Origin of the sequence: Clostridium sp. KNHs214 (assembly GCF_000744935.1) — a bacterium.
Taxonomy (GTDB): domain Bacteria; phylum Bacillota; class Clostridia; order Clostridiales; family Clostridiaceae; genus Haloimpatiens.
The window spans coordinates 459,128-481,789 of record NZ_JQMW01000013.1 but is presented as its reverse complement, the minus strand read 5'-3'; the positions used below and the strand labels follow the sequence as shown (position 1 = coordinate 481,789).

Genomic DNA, 22,662 nt, shown 5'->3' with positions numbered 1-22,662 from the left:
GGATTTATTCTTAGTGCGACAGCTCCCTTTATTGTTTTACCTTAATTAAAGATTTTGCGCAACGTAGTGGAGAAAAATCATCCTTTATTCGTCCCAACATTCTACTCCTGTTAATCCTTTAATAGAATCTTTAGTAAACACAGGATCTTTTCCTTGCTTTTTCTGTTTAACATAATCTTTTAATGCTGCGGAAGCAATGCCACCTAGTTGAATTATGGCTATTAAATTTATAAGTGCCATTAAGCCCATAAAAAGATCTGCCATATCCCAAATTACCTGAATTTCTGTTAGTGATCCAAATATAACCATTAAGATTACACATATTCTATATAAAAATAACCAAGTTTTATTAGCTTTTATAAATTCTATATTAGTTTCTCCATAATAGTAATTTCCTATTATGGAACTATAGGCAAATAGTAAAATACATATAGCAATAAAAGTAGTTCCCCAAGAGCCTACCTGAGAAGTTAAGGCATTTTGTGTAAGTTGAATTCCTGTAAGTCCATTAGTATTATATACTCCTGATAGCAATATTATAAAAGCTGTACAGCTGCATATTATTATTGTATCTGTGAATACTCCTAAAGTTTGAATAAAGCCTTGTTTTACGGGATGAGTAACTTCTGCAGTAGCGGCAGCATTTGGTGCACTTCCCATACCAGCTTCATTAGAGAAAAGACCTCTCTTTATTCCCATCATCACAGAAGCACCTATTCCACCTCCAATTAAACCTTTAAAATCAAAAGCGTCGGTTATAATTAGTTTAAACATAGTAGGTATGTGAGCAGCATTTTTAAATAAAACAAATAATGCTACTAAAATATAGCCTATTGCCATGACAGGTACTAATATTTCTACCACTTTTGCTATTCTTTTTACTCCACCGAATATTATTATAGTTGTTATAGCTGCTAAAACTAATCCTACTATAATTTTATTAATACCAAAAGCACCTTCAAAAGCTAGTGAAATTGTGTTAGCTTGAACGGAGTTGAATACAAGGCCAAAGCTAATACATATAAGTATTGAGAAGATTACTCCCATCCATCTTTTGTTTAGGGCTTTCTCCATGTAGTAAGCAGGACCGCCTCTATATCCATCTTTATCCCTTACTTTATAAATTTGAGCCAAGGTGCTTTCTACGAAACTGGATGTGGCTCCTATTAATGCTATTAACCACATCCAAAATACTGCCCCAGGACCTCCCATAGATATGGCTATAGCAACACCCGCAAGATTACCAGTGCCCACTCTTGAAGCAGTGCTTATACAAAAGGCTTGAAATGAAGAAACGCCTTTTTTGTCTTTAGAAGATATAGATTTAGAAGCACCTTCTCCTAGTAATTTAAACATTTCACCTATAAATCTGAATTGAACAAAGTTACATTTAAAACTAAAATAAATTCCAACAGATATAAGTAGTATTATTAGAACGTAAGACCAAAGTATGTTGTTCCCAAAAGAAATAAAATTTTGTAAAGTAGTTATCATATTTATTATATTCTCCTTTCCTGGTTTGGATAATTTCATAAAGCTTATAAAAAACAGTAAAATGAATAAATTGGTAAATAAACATTCAGTAGTTAGAAGGGCAAAGTAAAAAATGTTCTAGAAAAAACTTAAATATGATTAAGATAATATATGAATAGAGTGTATATAATCAAATGTCATAATAATTATGTGAAAAAAATAATTATAATAAATTGTAACAGAAAATTATATTTAAATCAAATGTCAGAATATTCTTAAACAATTCAGGCTATATAGGAGCAATTAAGGTGATGTATATTGTGAATAAGGTATAAAGGGTTGTAGATTATTGAACTAGTAATTAGAAGCTATAAAATGCTACATAAAAATAAGGTGATTAATTATAGTATTTGTTGAGAAGTTAACACTATTTATTTCATCGTACTAAACTTTTTTTATATTTGTGAAAAAATAATAAAATATAGTGGTTATAATTACATTAATATAGTATAATTTAATTATAGATAAGATTAGTATTTCAGAAATGTGAAATATAAAAAGAGGTGGGTAAAATGGCAATTGATATAGGAGGAAAAATAAAGAAACTTAGAGTAAGCAAAAACTTAACTTTAAAAGAGCTAAGTGAAAAAGTGCAGCTCTCTATAGGATTTTTATCTCAATTAGAAAGAGGTCTTACAAATGTAGCAGTAGATTCTCTAGAAAAGATAGCAGAGGCTTTAGAGGTAGACTTGTCTTATTTCTTTTCTATACCAAAAAGCAATAATAAAAGTATTTTAAGAAGTTATGAACAGGAGATTTTTCAAGTTGTTAACTCTCAATTTATAAATTATCATTTGACCAATGATTTGGAAAATAAGGTTATGGTTCCAAGGCTTGTTCAAATACTTCCTAGTAATACAGAGGAAGATGTAACAAATTATAATCATGAGGGAGAGGAATTTGTATATGTGTTAGAGGGAATACTTACCCTTTATCTTGACAATGAAATATACGAACTCTACCCAGGAGATAGCATTCATATAAACTCTACTACTCCTCATAATTGGGCTAATTATACAAATAAGTTAGTAAAATTATTGGCAGTTAATACTCCGAATCATTTTAGAGAAGCTAAACATAAATAGGGCAAATTCAGAAGTAAACTTTAATTACTTGTTAAGGATTTTATTATGCAGTATAGAAAAGAGGGAAATTTGGTGTTTCAGGGGAAAATTATAAATATACAAAAATATTCTATACATGATGGCCCTGGTATAAGAACTACTGTGTTTTTAAAGGGATGTCCATTAAATTGTTGGTGGTGCCACAATCCAGAAAGTCAGTGTATGGAAAAAGAAATTTTGTACTGGGAAAATAAATGCACATCCTGTGGAATGTGTGTAAAGAAATGCTCTAATGGAGCTGTAGAGATAAAGGATGGCAAACTTATTAACCATAGGGAAAAATGTGCATTTTGCGGAAAGTGTATAGATTTTTGTATAAACAATGCTAGGGAGATAAGTGGCAAAGAATATACTGTGGAAGAAGTTATGAAAGAAGTGGAAAAAGACATAGTTTTTTATGATGAATCAAGTGGAGGAGTTACTTTTTCAGGGGGAGAACCTTTTTCACAAATGAATTTTTTAGAGGCTTTAGTGGATGCTAGTAAGAATAAAGGAATTCATGTAACTATTGATACCACTGGATTTACCACAGAGGAGAACCTTAGAAAAATAGCTTCTAAGGCGGACTTGTTTTTATATGATTTAAAATTTATGGATAGTGATGAACATAAAAAATATACAGGAGTTTCTAATGAGAATATAATAGAAAATTTAAAGATGCTTTCAAGCATGCACAAGGAGGTTTATGTTAGGATACCTGTAATACCAGGCATAAACGACGGAGAAAACTTAAGGAAGAGTGCAGAGTTTTTAAGAAATTTAAATATAAGTAAAGTTAATTTACTTCCATATCATAAGTATGGTATGGATAAATATAACAGGCTAGGATTAGAATACAAGCTTAAAGATACTCAGGAACCGACAAAGGATAAAATGGAAAGTATTTTAGAGATGTTTAAATCATATGGATTAAAGGCAAAGATAGGAGGGTAATTATAGACATGGAGGAAAGAGTTAAGAAATTAAGAGAGGAAAGTTTAAAGGCTATTCCATATATAACTATGGAAAGAGCCACCCTTGTAAATGAGGTTTATCAAAAATATCAGGGTAAAGTTTCAAATCCGGTACTTAGGGCTTTAAGTTTTAAAAATATAATGGAGAAAAAGACCCTTTGCATAAATGATGATGAAATTATAGTAGGAGAAAGAGGAGAAAAACCATCAGCTACTCCAACTTATCCAGAGCTTTGCTGTCACAGCTTAGAGGATTTGGACATTATGGATAAACGTGAAAAGATATCTTTTAAAGTAGATAAGAAAACTAGAAAGATACAAGAAGAGGTTATAATACCTTTCTGGGAAGAAAGATCTATGAGACATAAAATTTTTGAAAGAATGACTAAGCAGTGGCAAGATTGTTATAAAGCAGGTATATTCACTGAATTTATGGAGCAAAGGGCACCAGGTCATACAGTAGCAGATGAAAAAATATATCATAAAGGCTTTAGGGATTTCAAAAAAGACATAGAGGAAGCTTTGGATAATATAGATTATGTAAATGATATAGAAGCTATAGACAAAAGAGATGAACTAGAGGCTATGAAGATATGCTGTGATGCCATTATAACTTATGGAAAAAGATATGCTAAATTAGCTAAGGAACTGGCAGATAAAGAAAGTGATTTCAATAGAAAAGAAGAACTTTTAAAAATATCAGAAACTTGTAATTGGGTGCCAGAAAATGCTCCAAGAACATTCCATGAAGCACTACAAATGTATTGGTTTGTTCATCTAGGTGTAATTTCCGAATTAAATACTTGGGATTCTTTTAATCCAGGAAGATTAGACCAACATTTATATCCATTTTACAAAAAAGAATTGGAAGAAGGGACTATAGATAGAGAAAAAGCAAAAGAATTACTTCAACTTTTTTGGGTTAAGTTTAACAACCAACCAGCTCCTCCAAAGGTAGGAATAACTTTGGCTGAGAGTGGAACTTATACTGATTTTGCCAATATAAATAGTGGTGGATTAACTAGAGAAGGTAGAGATGGGGTTAATGATGTAACTTACATGGTATTAGAAGTTATAGACGAAATGAGACTTTTACAACCAAGCTCTAATATTCAATTAAGCAAAAAAAACCCAGACAAGTTCCTAAAGAAAGCTTGTGAAATAATTAGAAAAGGATGGGGACAACCATCTATATTTAATGCAGATGAAGTTATTTCTGAAATGTTAAGAGCAGGAAAAACATTGGAAGATGCCAGATGTGGTGGAACTAGCGGTTGTGTGGAAACAGGGGCCTTTGGTAAAGAGGCATATATATTGACAGGATATTTAAATCTTCCGAAGATATTGGAAGTAACTTTGATGAATGGAAGGGATTATTTAACTGGAGAACAAATAGGTTTGCAAACTGGAGAAGCATCAGAATTTAAGAGTTATGAAGAACTTTTTGAAGCATTTAAAAAGCAACTTCATCATTTTGCAGAAATTAAGATTAGAGGAAATAATGTTATAGAAAAATTGTATATGAAATATATGCCAGCTCCATTTTTATCAATAATAATAGATGATTGTATTAAAAAAGGAAAAGATTATAATGCAGGTGGAGCAAGATATAATACCAGCTATATTCAAGGTGTGGGCATAGGAACTATATCAGATAGTTTAGCAGCTATAAAATATCAAATATATGACAAAGAAAATATAACTATGCAGGAGCTTTTGAAAGCTTTAGAAGACAACTTTGAAGGGCATGAAGTTGTGCACAATTTGCTGTTTAATAAATCTCCTAAGTATGGAAATGATGATGATTATGCGGATGACATAATGAGGGAAATATTCGATGCTTATTATGAAGAGGTTACTGGAAGGAAAAGTATGAAAGGCGGCCACTACAGAATAGATATGCTGCCAACCACTTGTCACGTATACTTTGGTTCTGTTATGGGAGCGTCTGCAGATGGAAGAAAGGCAAGGGAGCCGCTTTCAGAAGGTATATCTCCATCTAAGGGTGCCGACAAATTAGGACCTACAGCTGTTATAAAATCAGCTGCTAAAATGGATCATATTAAGACTGGAGGAACATTATTAAATCAAAAGTTTACTCCTAAAGTTTTAGAGGGTGAAGAGGGAATAAATAGTTTATCAGGTCTTGTAAGAGCTTACTTTAAACTGGATGGCCACCATATTCAATTTAACGTGGTAGATAAGAGTACTTTAGTTGATGCTCAAAAACATCCAGAAAATTATAAGGATCTTATAGTTAGAGTTGCTGGTTATAGTGATTATTTTAATAATTTAAATAAGGACTTGCAGGATGAAATTATAAATAGAACGGAACAAAATATTTAATTATAGAAGAGCTGTGCCGCCTAATTGTAAGTGTAATTGGGTGGCAGTAGGTCTGAAAACTAAGAAATATTTAAAATGTAAATAAACATGAGTAATAAATGATTTTAATTTGCTAAGTTAAAATGATTTTAATTTATAATTTGAAAGGGGATTATTAGGATGAATAAGGTAATTGGATTTATAGGTTGCGGTAATATGGGTGGAGCTATGATGGCAGGCCTTATAAAGGCAGGTATAGCAGCTCCAGAAAATATTATAGTTGGGGATTTGAATGAAAAGAGACTAGAAGAAACTAAAAAAGAGTTTGGAGTTAGGATAACTACAGATAACAGAGAAGTAGCTAAAGAAGCAGACATGCTTATATTATCAATAAAACCAAACATATATAAAATAGTTATAGATGGTTTAAAGGATGTTGTTAAAGAAGACGTAGTTATAATAACTATAGCTGCTGGAAAGGGGATTAGGGAAACAGAAGAACTATTTGGAAGAGAAATTAAAGTTATAAAAGTAATGCCAAATACTCCTGCTCTTGTGGGAGAAGGTATGGCAGCTTTAGCTCCAAACAGTAAGGTTACAAAGGAAGAACTTCAAGAAGCTGTTAGCATGTTTGAAAGTTTTGGTAAGGCAGAAATATTGGATGAAAAATATATGGATGCTGTTACGGCAGTAAGTGGTTCATCACCAGCTTATGTATTTATGTTTATTGAAGCTATGGCAGATGCAGCAGTACTAGAGGGAATTCCAAGAGATAAAGCTTATAAAATGGCAGCTCAAGCAGTATTAGGTTCAGCTAAAATGGTTTTAGAAACAGGAAAACATCCAGCAGCGTTAAAAGATATGGTATGTTCTCCAGGTGGAACAACTATTGAAGCAGTGGCTGCTTTAGAAGAAAGAGGATTTAGAAGTGCAGTTATAGAAGCTATGAGGGTTTGTGCAGATAAATCTAGAGAAATGTCTAAATAGCTGTAACTTATAACCGGGAATTAATAATTGTAATAACAGAATGAAATTTGATATTGTATAAGGCACATTCAAATAAATAATAAGTCAGTATGCTAGTCTATTTTGCGTCATACTGCGTCAGTAGAACCCACCGATAGTCCCCACTAGCGGCGGAATCTGATTCCTTGTCTGACACAAAATATACCAGTATCTTTGACTTATTATTTCTTTTCATGTACCTAATTTATAAATAAGAATGGAGAGTGAAGATTTTGTGATGGTGGCATTAAAAAAATCTTCTTCTCCATTCGATTGTTTTTAGATGAAGTACTAAAAAATTAAATTTAAACGGTTCCTTTGCTTCTTAATATAAGTCATTCCAGAGAAATTTCATAATTCAAGAAATGTAAGGCTTTTGTGTGATAATCATGTATATGTATTAACCAGTAGAAATCAAAATTTAGCAGTGGGAATTGTACTAAAAAGGGGGAATAATCAATATGAAGATATGTAATAGAATAGAAAAACTTTTAACAGAAATGAAAAAACAGCATATAGAAGGACTTTTTTTAATGAGAGAAGCTAATGTTAGATATATAAGCGGATTTACTGATTCTGATTCCTATGTTTTTATAAGTGAAAAAAGGAATTTTTTCATAACAGATGGAAGGTATACGGAACAAGCCCAAAAGCAGTGCCCAGATTATAAAGTTATAAAATGGGGTAAACCTGTGGGAACTTTAGGTGATACTGTTAAACAGATAACTAAAGATTTGGGGTTGAAATCTATAGGATTTGAAAAGGATAAGATGACCTATGCACTTTATGAGGATTTTAAGGAAAAAATAGAGGAGGCAGAGTTAATCCCAACCAGTGGTTTGGTTGAAAGCTTAAGATATGTAAAGGATGAACAGGAAATAGCTAACACAAGAGAAGCTTGTAGAATTGCAGATGTGGCTTTTGAGAAAATATTGAATTTTATAAAGCCTGGTATGACGGAAAGTGATGTGGCACTAGAGTTGGAATATTATATGAGGAAAGAAGGCGCTTCAGGAGTTGGTTTTGACACTATTTTAATATCTGGTAAGAAGACATCACTTCTTCATGGAAAGCCAGATAACAAAGTTATTGAAGATGGAGATTTAATAACCTTAGATTATGGAGCTCTATATAATGGATATATTTCAGATATGACAAGGACTATAGGTGTGGGGCATTTGGATGATAAAAAAATAGAAATTTATAATTTAGTTATGCATGCACAAGAAGAAGGATTAAAGACTATTAAGGCTGGAGTGATTGGAAAAATTCCAGATGATAGAATAAGAGATATAATTAAAGATTATGAAGAGTATTATTATCCAGGTATAGGTCACGGAGTTGGAAGAGAGCTGCATGAGCAGCCTTTCTTGGGCAAGTATTGTAATATGACACTGAAAGAAAATTGTGTTATTACACTAGAACCAGGAATTTATATACCTGAATGGGGAGGTGTAAGAATAGAAGATACTATAGTAGTTAAAAATGATGGATATGAGATACTTACTAACTCTCCGAAAAAATTGATAATAGTAAAATAATAAAAAGGTTATTGCATTTTTATTTGGCAATAACCTTTTTTTATTATTTTATGATTAAACCATAAAAAGGTACAATGTGATGGAATTATGAAATTTATCCTCAATGACTTGCATAAGAGTTCGGAACAATAAATTTAAGTTAAATAGTTCCGTTGCTTTTTATGGAACTTATTCCAGAGAAATTTCATAATTCAAGTAATGTAATACTTTTATGGGATAACCATTTTATAGTTTATATAGAGAGTCTAAAAAAATAAAATACATCTACGAATTAAATTGTTATAAATTAGATTAATAGATGTTATAGAAAAAAACTATAGAAGCCTTAAATTAATTATTATTCAGAAAAATTTTAAAATAATGAAATACGTAATGTATACATTGGGAATACATAAGCCTTGATTTTTCTCTATCGATGTAAAGTAAATAAATATTTAAACAATTAGTAATTTCAATATATAATAATTATTTTTATATATACTTAAATAAATTTGTGATTATAGAAAAAACAAAATGAAGGCAATGAAAATAATACATGCACTAAACTAGAAAACCACGTATAAACGTGATATAATCAAGATAATAAAAGAAATATTTTATTTAAAGATTTCAGTATTCTAAAAATTCAAATTTCAATTGTGAAAAATGTTTACAAATACTTAAATTTCATAATTGGAATTACTTTCGAAAATTAATAAATTGGGGAGGCATGTTTTATGTTAGAAAAAAAAGATTTTTTAAATCTTCAAGGTAAGGTAGCTGTTATATCTGGGGCAGCATCAGGAATAGGTCTTGCAACAGCAGAACTTTTGTCCGCTTATGGTGCTAAGGTGGCTATGCTTGATGTAAGTGAAAAGGGAAATGAAGAAGCTGCAAAGTTATGTACAGCTGGAAGGAAAGCAAAATTTTACAAATGTAATGTTACAGCTATAGAAGATGCAGAAAAGGTAGTAGAACAGATAAAAAGTGACTTCGGTAGAATAGATATATTATTTAACAATGCAGGAGTTACTTTTAGAAAAACTGTAGTAGAGCTTGAAGAAAGAGAATGGGATAAGGTTATTGACGTAGGACTTAAGGGAACATATCTACTATCTAAATTTGCCATTCCGATAATGGCAGCAGGCGGCGGTGGAAGTATAATAAATACCGGTTCTGGCTGGGGATTAAAAGGTGGAGATAAAGCAGCAGCTTACTGTGCAGTAAAGGGTGGAATAGTAAACTTAACACGTGCCATGGCAATAGACCACGGATGTGAAAATATAAGAGTAAATTCAGTTAATCCAGGTGATACAGAAACAAATCTTTTAAAAGAAGAGGGACGTCAACTGGGGTGTGAAGAAAAAGCGTTTTTGAAGGATTCAGCAAAGGGAAGGCCACTTGAAAGATTAGGAATGCCAGAAGATATAGCTAGAGCAGTATTATTCTTAGCTAGTGATTTATCTTCATGGGTAACTGGCACAGCTTTAGTAGTAGATGGTGGGGGAATAGCTTAATATAAAACGTTTTATAAGGGGGAATACCAATGGCAATGAAAGAATTTAAGGCACATCCATACATTCCTAATTCATCTTTAGAAGTTCAGAATGAGATGTTAAGGGAAATAGGTTTAAATAGTCTTGAAGATTTACATGCAGAGGTGCCTGAAGAGATAAAGTTAAATAGAAAAATGAATTTACCAGAGCCTCTACATTCGGAATTTGAATTAAAAAAACATGTGGAAGGGCTTATTAAGAAGAATAAAACCTGTGAGGATAACATAAGTTTTTTAGGTTCAGGATGCTGGCAACACTATGTACCTGCTATTTGTGATGAAATAAATTCAAGAGCAGAATTTTTAACAGCTTATGGTGGAGAACCTTACAATGATCATGGTAGATTTCAAGCGTTGTTTGAATATGAAAGTCTTGTAGCTGAACTTGTGGATATGGATGTTGTAAACGTTCCAACCTTTGACTGGGCACAGGCAGCTGCTACTGGCATAAGGATGGCGTCAAGAATTACAGGAAGAAAAGAAGTCCTTATCGCTAAAACCGTAGATAGAGGAAGACTTTTAGTAATGAAAAATTATTGTAGTCCGGATATAAAGTTTACATTTGTAGAATATGACAAGGAAACTGGAAACTTAGATATAGACGATTTAAAGAAAAAAATTTCAGAAAATATATGTGCAGTTTATTTTGAAAATCCATCTTCTTTAGGATTTATAGAACTACATGGTGAAGAAATCTCTAAAATTGCCCATGAAAAAGGAGTTGTAAGTTTAGTAGGAGTTGACCCTATATCTCTTGGAGTTTTAGAAGCTCCGAGCAATTATGGTGCTGATATAGTTGTGGGGGATCTTCAGCCACTAGGAATTCACATGTACTATGGTGGAGGTCAATCAGGTTTTATAGCTACTAGAAATGAAGAAAAATATGTTATGGAATATCCATCAAGACTTTTTGGTATAGCGCCAACTTCTGTAGAAGGAGAGTATGGTTTTGGTGATGTGGCATATGATAGAACTTCCTTTGGACATTTAAGAGAGAAAGGAAAGGAATTCGTGGGAACTCAAACGGCTCTTTGGGGAATAACCGCAGGAGTTTATCTTGCATTAATGGGACCTGAAGGGATATTTGAAGTAGGTCAAAGCATAATGCAGAAATCTCAATACGCTGTAAAGCAACTTAGCAAAATTAAAGGCGTTAGAGGTTCATTATTTAAATCTCCTTTCTTTAAAGAGTTTGTGGTGGATTTCAATGGTACTGGAAAAACTGTAAAAGAAATCAATGAAGCTCTTTTAGAAAAAAATATATTTGGAGGAAAAGATTTATCCTGTGAGCATCCAGAACTAGGTCAATGTGCTCTTTATTGTGTCACTGAAGTTCATACAAAAGATGCTATTGACGAACTAGTTAGAGCTATAGGTGAGGTTATAAAATAGATATATTTCTAAAGAAAGGGATGGTGAAGGTGAAACTTATAAATAGAGATTGTAAAGTTAGAAAATTTCATCAGGCTAAATGGGATGAGCCCGTTATATTTGAACTTTCCAAAAATGGAGAGAGAGGTGTGTTACCTCCTAAGGCTGAAGAAGATATTGTAAAGATAGTAGGAGATGGAGTATCTGTTTTGCCAGAAGGTATAAAAAGAAAAGAAGCTCCAAAACTTCCAGAAATATCACAACACAGAGTTTTAAGACATTATTTAAGGTTGTCTCAAGAAACTTTAGGAGCGGATTTAAATGTTGAAATTGGACAGGGAACTTGTACTATGAAATATAGTCCTAAAATAAATGAGAAACTTTCTAGAATGCCAGAGATGACTGAATTGCATCCACTTCAACATGAGAGTACTGTTCAAGGAATACTAGAAGTGATTTACAAAACAGACTTATATATGAGAGAAATTTCAGGTATGGATAGATTCACTTTTCAACCTAGTGGAGGTAGTCAAGCAATAATGACTATGGCATCTCTAGTAGAAGCTTATCATAAATACAAGGGAGAAGGAGAAAAGAGAGATGAAATAATTACAACTATATACTCTCATCCTTCAGATGCTGCAGCTCCAGCGGTTAAAGGATACAAGATAATTAAGATATTCCCTGATGAAAATGGTTATCCAGATTTTGAGGCATTTAAAAATGCAGTATCAGATAGAACAGCAGCATTCATAGTGGCTAACCCAGAGGATACGGGAGTATTTAATACTAGAGTAAGAGAATTCACAGATCTTGTGCATAAGTTTGGAGGACTTTGTTGTTATGATCAAGCTAATGCCAATGGATTGTTAGGAGTTACTAGAGCTAAAGAAGCTGGATTTGATATGTGCTTTTTTAATCTACACAAGACTTTCTCAGCACCACACGGATGTGGAGGACCTGCTTCAGGAGCTGTGGGAGTTTTAAAAGAATTAGAACAATTTTTACCAGCACCATTAGTAGATTTTGATGGAAAAAAATATTGTTTAAAATATGAAATTGAAAACAGTATAGGAAAGGTGAGACAATTTGTAGGAGTGCCCCAAGTAATACTTAAAGCTTATGCATGGATAATGAGTTTAGGGGCAGAAGGGTTATATGAGGTAGCTAAAGTAGCGGTTCTTAATAATAACTATATGTTTAAAAAATTGATGCAGCATAAAGGAGTAGATGCAACTTATATAAAGGGAAAGCAAAGAGTTGAACAAGTAAGATATACTCTAGAAAAACTTACTAAGGAAACTGGAATTGGTACAGAAGACATTCAAAGAAGAATGATGGATTTTGGAATGCATTACTGGACTAGCCATCATCCATATTATATACCTGAACCAATGACACTTGAACCAACAGAAACTCCTTCAAAAGATGATATAGATGAATATATGAGAACATTAACGCATGTATTTGACGAAGCTTATGAGGAGCCGGAAAAAATTAAAGCTGCACCTCATGCAAGTACAATTCATAGATTAGATGAATCAAGTTTTGATGAACCTGAAAAATGGGCTATAACTTGGAGAAGTTATTTAAAGAAGGCTGAAAGAAAATAGCATGAAGGAGTGATACTTTGAAAAAAGTTGGACTCATTATAAATCCTATAGCTGGCATGGGTGGCAGAGTGGGACTCAAAGGAACTGATGGAGAAGATACTTTAGAAAAGGCAATAAAGTTAGGTGCATTACCTCAGGCACCTAAAAGAGCATTATCTGCTTTAAAAGAACTATTACTTTTAAAAGAACGCATAGAAATAATTACCTGTTCTGGAGATATGGGAGAAAATCAAGCTAGAGAATTAGGATTTAAAACTAGAGTGCTTTTAGAAGTAGAAAATAAAAATACTCAAAGTTCACATACTATAAAGGCGGCTAAAAGTATATTAAAAGAGTCTGCGGATTTACTTATATTTGCAGGGGGAGATGGAACTGCTAGAGATATATACAATGCCATAGGAGATAAAATGGTTGTAATAGGGATTCCAGCTGGTGTTAAGATACATTCACCAGTGTATGCTATAAATCCTAAAAATGCAGGAAAATTAGCTTTGGAATATGTAATGGGAAGAATTAGTTCTATTAAAGAAGTAGAGGTTATGGATATAGATGAAGAAGCTTTTAGGAAAAATAGAGTGAGCACTAGGCTTTATGGATATCTATATATACCTTTTGAAAAAAACTTACTTCAAGGGAAAAAAGCTCCTACTCCTTTAGGAGAGGAAATAGCGCAGAAGACTATAGGGCTTTATGTAGTAGATAATATGATTGATGATGTGTTTTATATAGTAGGTCCTGGTTCTACCACTAGACCTATTATGGAAACATTAAAGCTTCCTAATACTTTATTTGGTGTTGATATTGTTTATAACAAAAGGCTCATTAAAAAAGATGCTTGTGAAAAAGAAATTTTAAATACTATAGAAGGTAAAACATCTAAGCTTATAATTACTCCAATAGGTGGACAAGGATATTTGTTTGGTAGGGGAAACCAGCAGATAAGCTCGGAGGTAATTAAAAAAGTTGGAAAAGAAAACATAATGGTTGTATCTACAATTCATAAAATACAATCTTTAAATATGAAGCCTTTTTATGTGGATACTGGTACTGAAGAAATGGATAGATTTTTAAAAGGATATGTAAGGGTCATAACTGGATATAATGAAGAAATAATGTATTCAGTAAAATAATATAGGTATAACATAATTAGGTATGTTTATAATGTAAGGCATCCTGAAGGATGCCTTATGCAATAAAGTCATATGACAGAATATTATGTCATATGAAATTTATTAAAGTAGGGGGCTATTATATGAATGGTAATTTTGGATTTTGGGCACTTATACCACCACTAGTGGCAATAATTTTGTGCTTTAAAACTAAGATGGTATTAGTATCTTTGTTTGCAGGTGTATTTACAGGGGGACTTATTATATTTAAAGGAAATCCTATTTCTGCAACAACCTTTTCTATAGAGACTATAGTAAATGAACTTACGGATCCGGGCAACGCTAAGCTTATATTATTTACTATGTTTATGGGGGCAGGAATATCCTTCATATGGAAACTAGGAGGAAGCCGTGCATTATCAAATTGGGCAAGAAAAAAGATAAAAAACAGAAAATATGTAGGCATTGGGGCATGGATTTTAGGTATGCTTATAAGTGTAAATGATTGTTTAATAGCAGCTATAGATGGTAATGTATTTAGGGATATAGCAAAAGAGCAAAATGTATCATCGGAAAAACTTTCATACATACTAGATGCAACAGCGGCTCCAGCAGCTTCATTATTCATATCGGATTGGATTGCCTTCCAAATAGGAATGATAGGTCAAGGACTTAAGGCTGCTGGACTGAATAATGTAAGTCCTATGTATGCTTATATAAGAAGTATTCCTTATAATTTATATAGCATGTTTACATTAATATTTGTTGGAATAATAGTTATATCTGGACTAGATTATGGTCCAATGCTTAAAGCTGAAAAAAGAGCTTTGAAGGAAGGTAAATTCTGTAGAGATGGAGCACAGCCAATGATGGATGTGGGTACAGAATTAGGAGAACCTAAAGATGTAGAACCTAAAATAGGTACATTTATAATTCCATTTATAGCTATGATAGGAGTAACTATTATAGGCTTTGCATGGACAGGAAGAGAAGGAACTACATTTATGCAGATACTTGAAAAATCTGATGCAGTTACAGCATTGCTTTGGGGTTCTTTTGCAATGGCTATGAGTGGATTAGTTTTATCTATGGTTTATAGAATAATGGATCTTAAGGAAGCTATGGACACATTCATGGATGGATTTAAGCTGATGGTTCTTACAGCAGCTATACTTACTATGGCATGGTCACTAAGTACTGTAACTAAGGGAATGGGACTTGCTACTTTCCTTATATCAAATATAGGAGCTAATGTACCATTTGCAGTATTACCAATAATTATATTTGCACTTGGCATGATAGTTTCTTTTGCTACAGGAACATCTTGGGGAACTATGGCTATTATAACACCTATAGCAATTCCTTTGGTTTATTCAGTAACTAAGGATCCAGCTATAGCGATGGCTGTACCAGGTATTGCTATGTCAGGAGCTGTCTTTGGAGACCACTGCTCGCCAATTTCAGATACCACTGTTATGGCATCTATATTTGCAGGTGCAGACCATATAGATCACGTAAAAACCCAAGTACCCTATGGGCTTACAGTGGCTAGCGTAGTATTTTTAATGTTCCTTTTAATAGGAGTATTTAATATAAAACCTTATGTATTTATACCACTTGGGATAATATTAATGTTCTTTATATGCTTTATTTTAAATAAAATTAACAGCAAACAATTAGCTCATATTAATAACAAGGTTAATATGTAGTGCTGGATAGAACTAAAAATTAAACATGAATTTTATAAAAATAGCTCTCGTAATTTATTTTACGTGAGTTATTTTTTTATGAAATATCTTGTAAAATAAAATTATATTATTTATTAACCCACAATAAGGTACAATGTAGTGGAATTATGAAATTTCTCCTCCATGACTTGCAAAGAGCTCAGAACAATAAATTTAAACAGTTCCTTTGCTTCTTATTCAAGTCATTCCAGAGAAATTTCATAATTCAGGTAATGTAATGCTTTTGCAGAATAATTATATTAATGGGTTACTTATTTTAATATATAAGTGTAAAAGGTAAAATTTTATACTTTGAATAAAAAATTACATATAAATATATTAGTGAAAGAAATTACACAATTTTATGATAATTTTAATTGATTTTGCAGTGAGTTATCTGATAAGATTAGTATTGGATTAATAAATATACTATGTGGATGTATAACTATATCTTAGTATAATAAAAGAATACGAGTGATTTTATTTAAGGTTTAGGAAAGGTTTTCTAAGTTATAATTAACAAGAATTATTGGGGAGGGATTGTGATGGAAAATATAAAAAAAAGAAAAAATCTAATTGCAGATTTATCACTTCTTTTAGTGGCAATGTTATGGGGTGGGGGATTTGTAGTTATTAAGGATGCCCTTAACTCAGTAACTCCTTTTTATATAATGGCTATGAGATTTGGATTATCTTTTTTGCTTATGTGCTTAGTATTTTGGAAAAGGGTTAAGAGAATTGATAAAAAAAATATAATAGGTGGAAGTATAATAGGTATATTTTTATTTTTAGCTTTTGCATTTCAAACTATAGGACTTCAATATACTACAGCTGGAAAACAAGCTTTTCTTACAGCAATTTATGTGGTGGAGGTTCCTTTTTTGTGTTGGATTTTTATAAAGAAAAAACCAGATAATTATTCCATAGCTGCAGCTTTTTTAGCTTTTTTGGGAATCGGTATGTTAACTATGCAGGGAAGTATAAAAATTAATTTAGGAGATGCCCTTACGCTTATATGTTCAGTGTTCTTTGCTGCGCAAATAATATCTACAGGTTTTTATGCTGAAAAATTAGATCCGATAGTGCTTACAGTAGTTCAGTTTGGCGTAGCCGCAATTTTATCTTATATTTCTGCATTGATATTCGAACCGAAGTTACCTTATTTAAGTACTAGTGTTATGTTATCTGTAGCTTATTTAAGTGTATTTAGTACTTTGATAGCTTTTCTTGTGCAAAATATTGCTCAAAAGTACACATCTTCAACTCATGCTGCTATAATACTATCTTTAGAGTCATTTTTTGGATGTTTCTTTGCGGTGATATTTCTTGGAGAAAAGCTTACAACTAAGATAATAATAGGATGTGTATTTATATTCCTGTCAATAATAACAGCGGAGACTAAGTGGGATTTTTTAAAGAAAAGGCAAGAAAATGTAGAATTAAAAAAAGCAGCTAATGAATAGTAGGAGACGTTTTTAAACTACTATGATGTTAAAACGATAATCATAAAATGGGAAGCAAATTTATTTTACCGAAGGATTCTATTTTAAAATTTGATTTTATTTATGGAATGGAGGGGTTCAAGAATGGAAATGTGTAGGGAAAAGGAAGAATTAAAAGAAATAAGGAAAAAGATTTTTTATTTAATATTACCTATAACTTTAGAAAGTATATTAGAGATGTCTGTGGGACTTTTTTCTATGGCAATGGTAGGTAGATTGGGGGAGATCGCCATAGGTTCCATAGGTATAGGGTCTAGAATTGCTAATATTGTTTGGGCGATTTTTAAGGGTATAACCATAGGAGCTGGAGTTTTTGTAGCTCAGGCCTATGGGGCGAAAAAAATGGATAAATTGAGAAAAGTAATACAGCAAACGATACTTTCATCATTAATATTAGTTATAATAATACAGCAAATTATATTTTGGAATGCACCTAAGATTTTATCTATATTTAAGCCTGATGCTGTGCTTTTAAGTAATGCAGCACAGTATTTGAGGATAGTTTCTTTTGGGCTACCTTTTTTAGCCATAATGCTCATAGCTATTTCAGTGCTTCAAAGTATGGGAGATGCAAAAACACCATTTTATATGGCTTTAGTTATGAATATAGTTAATATTGGATTTGGATTTCTTTTTATATTTGGAAAACTAGGATTTCCAAAGCTTGGACTTAGAGGTGCAGCAGTAGCTACAGTCCTTGCACAATTTGTAGGATCTTGTATAGCCTTTTATGTGTTTTTTAGAAAAAAAGGAGTGTTAAATCCACTTTTAAATAAGAATTTTTTTCAACTTAATTTACAGGAAGTTAAAAGTATTTATAGAGTTGGAATTCCTTCTTCCATGGAATCATTGTTTTGGCAATTATCAGCTATAATTCTCACTAGGATAATGCTTAAATATGGAAATACTGTATTTGCCGCATATCAATTGGGGCTTCAAGCGGAATCCATATCTTTTATGCCAGCTGCGGGGTTTGGTATAGCAGCTACCACTTTTATAGGGCAGTGTGTAGGAGCTAGAGATGGAGAAAAAGGAAAAAAATATTTAAAAGAGATAATGAAGGGTTCCATGATGATAACTGTAGTAACTACTATTCTCTTAGTATTCTTCCCTCATGGAGTTTTGAGGATGCTTACGGATAAGGAAAATATAATAGTTTTAGGAGTTAAGTATTTAATAATAATGGGTGTAGTACAAATAGCTCAAAATGCTTCAGGAGTTTTAAATGGAGCTTTAAGAGGAGCTGGATATACAAAAGTTCCTATGATTGTATCAGGTATAGGACTTTGGTGCATAAGGATACCGGCTTCACTGTTTTTGGCTTATGCATTAAAGACTAATATAGTTATGGTATGGATAGCCATGGGAATTGATTTAGTAATAAGATTCTTTTTGAGTTTCTATTTATATAAGGCTAAAAATATATATGACACAGAAACAGTTTTAGATTAATACGATGCAGGGCATTAATAGATATTTATAGATTACACATGATGCAGAAACAGTCATAGATTAACATTGACATGATGCTTTCAATATGTTATTTTAAATTAGTATGCATTTAAAGTGAATATATTTGGTTTATTTATGTAAAATAAAAACGATGTTCATTTGAGTATCGTTTTTTAATTTTGTAAATTACAGATTTTTAGTAAATTTACTTAAATAATGGTGATCTTATTGGAGGTTAGTAGAAACGAAAAAGTATTTCCAGAGGCTTTTGAACAATGGAGCGTAGGGTATAGTTTACATCCAATAAGAGTTAATAGTGCTTAATAGCGGTGTTTATAGCTTAACCAAGCTCTAGTGTATGCAAATAAATTTGGAGAGGAAATATAGAATGAAAGAAAATACTAATTTTGAACAATTACAATTATCTAATGAAATGAAGAAAACCATAGAGGAAATGGGGTACAAAGAAGCAACACCTATTCAGTATAGAGCTATTCCATATGTATTAGGAGGAAACGATGTAATAGGTCAGGCACAAACCGGTACAGGAAAGACGGCAGCTATAGGAATTCCTATTATAGAAAAAATAGATGACGAAAGTAAAAAGCTTCAAAGTATAATACTTTGCCCCACTCGTGAGCTTGCAATACAATTTGCAAAGGAAATGAAAAAGCTTTCTGCTCATAAAAAAAGATTAAAAGTAACCCCTATATATGGTGGAGGATCAATAGATGCACAGATAAGAGAACTAAAAAGAGGAACTCAAGTGGTTGTAGGTACTCCAGGAAGAGTTATGGATCACATGAGAAGAGGAACTCTTAAGTTGAATGATATAAATATGGTAGCCTTAGATGAAGCAGATGAAATGCTTAATATGGGATTTGTAGAGGATATAGAGACAATACTTAAGGAAACACCTGAAGAAAGACAAACTTTATTATTCTCAGCTACTATGCCTAAAGCTATTTTAGATATAACTAAAAGATATCAAAGGGAGCCTAAGTTAATCAAAGTAGTAAAAAAACAACTCACAGTTTCTAATATAGAACAAAAGTATTTTGTAGTAAAACAAAAGGATAAATTAGAGCTTTTAAATAGATTAATGATTATATCTAATCCAAAACTTGCAGTTGTATTTTGTAATACTAAGAAAATGGTAGATGAATTAGTAGTTCAACTGCAGTCAAGAGGATTTTTTGCAGATGCCATTCATGGAGATTTAAGCCAAAATCAAAGAGATAAGGTAATGAACAAGTTTAGAAAAGGAATAATACAGATACTGGTAGCTACAGATGTGGTAGCAAGGGGTATAGATGTAGATGATGTGGAAGTAGTATTTAACTATGATTTACCACAATTTGAGGAGTATTATGTTCATAGAACGGGTAGAACTGGACGTGCAGGAAGAGAAGGGAAAGCCTTTAGTTTTGTATCTTCAAGAGAAATAAGAAAGTTAAAAGAAATAGAAAGATATACTAAAATGAAGATAACTGAAGCAAAAGCTCCTAATAAGGAAGAAGTGGAAGAAATAAAAGCTAAGCGTTTTCTTCAAGATGTAAAGGAAGTTGCGGAAGAACAAATTCCAAGCAAATATTACGATTATATTAAACAGCTAATTCAGGATGGTTTTAATGAAACAGTTTTAGCTGCAGGACTTTTAAAAATTTATATGGAGTCCAAAGATAGTAAAAGTGAGGAACTGGAAAACAATATTCAAGCTGAAGTAAAGCATACTGGTGCAGAAGAGGGTATGGTAAGATTATTTGTAAACTTAGGTAGAAAACAAAAGGTTACTACTGGAGATTTTGTAAATAACATAGCTAGAGAAGCTAGAATAAAGGGAAAAGAAATAGGAAAAATTGACATATATGAAAAGTATTCATTTATAGAAGTACCAGAAGAAGTAAGTGAAAAAGTTATTAAAAATGTTAGCGGAATAAAAATAAAAGGAAATAAAGTGAGACTTGAACCATCTAATTCAAGAAAATAACATTGTTTTGTTTCATGATTTATATACTGACAGTAATTTATCATCATAAATTTTTAATAAAATAATATTGTTTTTCTTCGTAACATAACTTATTTTGCAATAAAAGCATAGTATAGTAAGGAGTAATAATTTTTTTAGGAAGGATAACATGCTGCCAGTTATTTATTATGTTAAAACTAGGGATAGCCTTTATTCCATAGCTATAAAATTTAATATTACTCCGAGTAGAATAAGGGAGTACAACAATTTACAAAGTAATTTAATATATGTTGGGCAAAAAATTTATATACCTGCTAGTTTTTATATTGTTCAACCAGGAGATTCTTTATATACCATAGCTAGGACTTTAAATACTACTGTGGAGAGTATTGTAAAATTAAATAATTTAAAAAGTGTAAATCTTTATATTGGCCAATCATTGAAGATACCTTTTTATAGTGAGGTAGTAGTAAAAGTAGACAACGCAAGTATAAGAACAGGGCCAGGTGCCTCATATAGAGAATTACAAAAGATGGCGGTAAGTTCTAAAATGTCTATGGTAGAGTCTAGAGATAATTGGTACAGAGTAAAAATTCATAATGATGAGCTTGGATGGATACTTAAAGGGCAAGTAAATTTTAATGTATATTGGGTAGAAAAGCCTATAAGCACTATACTAGGCTATTACACTAGAGAAGAGGGGCCAGCACTTCCAAGCTCCTATCAATCCTTTGTGGATAATAAAAATAGTATTCCTGAACTGGGGCTATTTTTGTTTAGGATAAATCCTACAGACGCTACTAAGATAGAGAAGTTTGGAGATTTTACAGATGAGTATGTAAATAATATAGTATTAATAGCTCATAAAAGCAACGTTAAGGCATTGGCTACAGTCCATAATTTATTATACAAAGATGGAGAAACTAATTTAGCTAAGGAACTAGTTAGTAGAATGGTTTCAACACCTGAAACAAGAAGGGCCTTTATAGAAAATATATTAGCATTATTAAGAAAGTATAATTTTGATGGGGTTAATATTGATATAGAAGATGTGTATTTAAAGGATAGTGATAAGTTATCATTATTTTATGAGGAGCTTTATAGAAGGCTTAAAGCAGCGGGATTTTATGTGTCTGCAGCGCTTCCTGCTAGAGTAAGTGATGAACCCTTTAATCCTTTTTCAGATCCTTTTAACTATGGAAGAATAGGGAAAGCTTTGGATGAAGCAGTTATAATGCTTTATAATGAACACGGATGGCCAGGAAGCGGTCCAGGACCAGTAGTTTCTATAGGATGGATGGAAAGGGTAATAGGATACACTATAACCAAAATGCCTAGAGAAAATATAGCTGCAGCAGTTTCTGTATTTGGATTTGATTTTAACTTAACTACAGGAAGAAATACTTATGTTACTTATGATATGGCAGTAAATTTAGCTAAAAAATACAATAAGGACATAGTATTTGATGAAAGAACTCAAACTCCAACTTTCGCCTATACAGACGAGAATGGACAAAATCACGAAGTATGGTTTGAAGATACTAGGAGTATCAAGGCTAAAATAGATAAGGCTTATGAAATGGGTATTAAGGGTATCGCCCTTTGGAGATTAGGTATGGAAGACAAAGAAATTTGGAACATGCTAAAAAATCAAGTAGTAGTTAGATTTGGAAGCTAAGAATATTGTGAAGTAAGTACCGTAAGAAAAATCACACTTTAAGTCCGTGAAACAATTGGAATTGGGTACTAATCACAATACGCTAAGAACTTCTACATGTTTGCAGATTTCAATACCCTAAAACCTTAACTCGCTCCTTGCGTCCCTCAAACAACAAGGTTTCTTAACGGGAATTGAAATCTGCAAACATAAAGTTCTAAAGCTAGTTCCATAGTCCCCAATTCCA

At 32.2% G+C, this 22,662-nt stretch carries 15 protein-coding genes; 14 read left to right on the top strand and 1 reads right to left on the bottom strand.

Translation table 11 applies throughout. The features are described 5' to 3' along the window. Positions 1–84: 84 nt before the first annotated feature. Positions 85–1,491 carry an alanine/glycine:cation symporter family protein gene (locus tag CC89_RS17675; protein ID WP_185750815.1) on the bottom strand — a complete coding sequence of 469 codons (1,407 nt, stop codon included), beginning with the start codon at positions 1,489–1,491 and terminating at the stop codon, positions 85–87. A gap of 554 nt (positions 1,492–2,045) precedes the next feature. Here CC89_RS17675 and CC89_RS17670 point away from each other — a divergent pair. The 14 genes from CC89_RS17670 to CC89_RS17605 all read left to right on the top strand — a co-directional run bounded on the left by CC89_RS17670 (position 2,046) and on the right by CC89_RS17605 (position 22,436). Beyond that, entirely contained in the window at positions 2,046–2,618 is a 573-nt protein-coding gene (locus tag CC89_RS17670) for a helix-turn-helix domain-containing protein (protein WP_035294413.1), read from the top strand. 72 nt (positions 2,619–2,690) lie between these two features. Beyond that, positions 2,691–3,590 carry a trans-4-hydroxy-L-proline dehydratase activase gene (locus CC89_RS17665; RefSeq protein ID WP_035294411.1) on the top strand — a complete coding sequence of 300 codons (900 nt, stop codon included), beginning with the start codon at positions 2,691–2,693 and terminating at the stop codon, positions 3,588–3,590. Positions 3,591–3,598: 8 nt separating this feature from the next. Further along, entirely contained in the window at positions 3,599–5,956 is a 2,358-nt protein-coding gene (gene hypD / locus CC89_RS17660) for a trans-4-hydroxy-L-proline dehydratase (RefSeq protein ID WP_035294410.1), read from the top strand. A gap of 159 nt (positions 5,957–6,115) precedes the next feature. Next, on the top strand, positions 6,116–6,922 hold the full coding sequence (proC, locus tag CC89_RS17655; RefSeq protein WP_035294408.1) for a pyrroline-5-carboxylate reductase: 807 nt from the start codon (positions 6,116–6,118) through the stop codon (positions 6,920–6,922). 479 nt (positions 6,923–7,401) lie between these two features. After that, on the top strand, positions 7,402–8,481 hold the full coding sequence (locus CC89_RS17650; protein ID WP_035294407.1) for a M24 family metallopeptidase: 1,080 nt from the start codon (positions 7,402–7,404) through the stop codon (positions 8,479–8,481). Between the two features lie 716 nt (positions 8,482–9,197). Continuing rightward, complete coding sequence (locus tag CC89_RS17645) at positions 9,198–9,977, top strand: SDR family NAD(P)-dependent oxidoreductase (RefSeq protein ID WP_035294405.1); 780 nt, start codon at positions 9,198–9,200, stop codon at positions 9,975–9,977. Between the two features lie 29 nt (positions 9,978–10,006). Then, complete coding sequence (gcvPA, locus tag CC89_RS17640; RefSeq protein ID WP_185750799.1) at positions 10,007–11,407, top strand: aminomethyl-transferring glycine dehydrogenase subunit GcvPA; 1,401 nt, start codon at positions 10,007–10,009, stop codon at positions 11,405–11,407. Positions 11,408–11,427: 20 nt separating this feature from the next. Beyond that, positions 11,428–12,999 (top strand): aminomethyl-transferring glycine dehydrogenase subunit GcvPB, encoded by a 1,572-nt coding sequence (gene gcvPB, locus CC89_RS17635; RefSeq protein ID WP_035294404.1) that lies wholly within the window; start codon positions 11,428–11,430, stop codon positions 12,997–12,999. Positions 13,000–13,016: 17 nt separating this feature from the next. Further along, on the top strand, positions 13,017–14,129 hold the full coding sequence (locus CC89_RS17630) for an ATP-NAD kinase family protein (RefSeq protein ID WP_035294403.1): 1,113 nt from the start codon (positions 13,017–13,019) through the stop codon (positions 14,127–14,129). Positions 14,130–14,251: 122 nt separating this feature from the next. Beyond that, entirely contained in the window at positions 14,252–15,817 is a 1,566-nt protein-coding gene (locus CC89_RS17625) for a Na+/H+ antiporter NhaC family protein (RefSeq protein ID WP_035294402.1), read from the top strand. A 563-nt stretch (positions 15,818–16,380) separates the two neighbouring features. After that, complete coding sequence (locus CC89_RS17620) at positions 16,381–17,298, top strand: DMT family transporter (RefSeq protein WP_035294401.1); 918 nt, start codon at positions 16,381–16,383, stop codon at positions 17,296–17,298. 123 nt (positions 17,299–17,421) lie between these two features. Then, complete coding sequence (locus tag CC89_RS17615; protein ID WP_035294400.1) at positions 17,422–18,789, top strand: MATE family efflux transporter; 1,368 nt, start codon at positions 17,422–17,424, stop codon at positions 18,787–18,789. Positions 18,790–19,177: 388 nt separating this feature from the next. Further along, positions 19,178–20,779, top strand: coding sequence for a DEAD/DEAH box helicase (locus tag CC89_RS17610; RefSeq protein WP_035294399.1), 1,602 nt, complete (start codon positions 19,178–19,180; stop codon positions 20,777–20,779). A gap of 148 nt (positions 20,780–20,927) precedes the next feature. Then, positions 20,928–22,436 (top strand): LysM peptidoglycan-binding domain-containing protein, encoded by a 1,509-nt coding sequence (locus CC89_RS17605; RefSeq protein ID WP_035294398.1) that lies wholly within the window; start codon positions 20,928–20,930, stop codon positions 22,434–22,436. Positions 22,437–22,662: the final 226 nt, after the last annotated feature.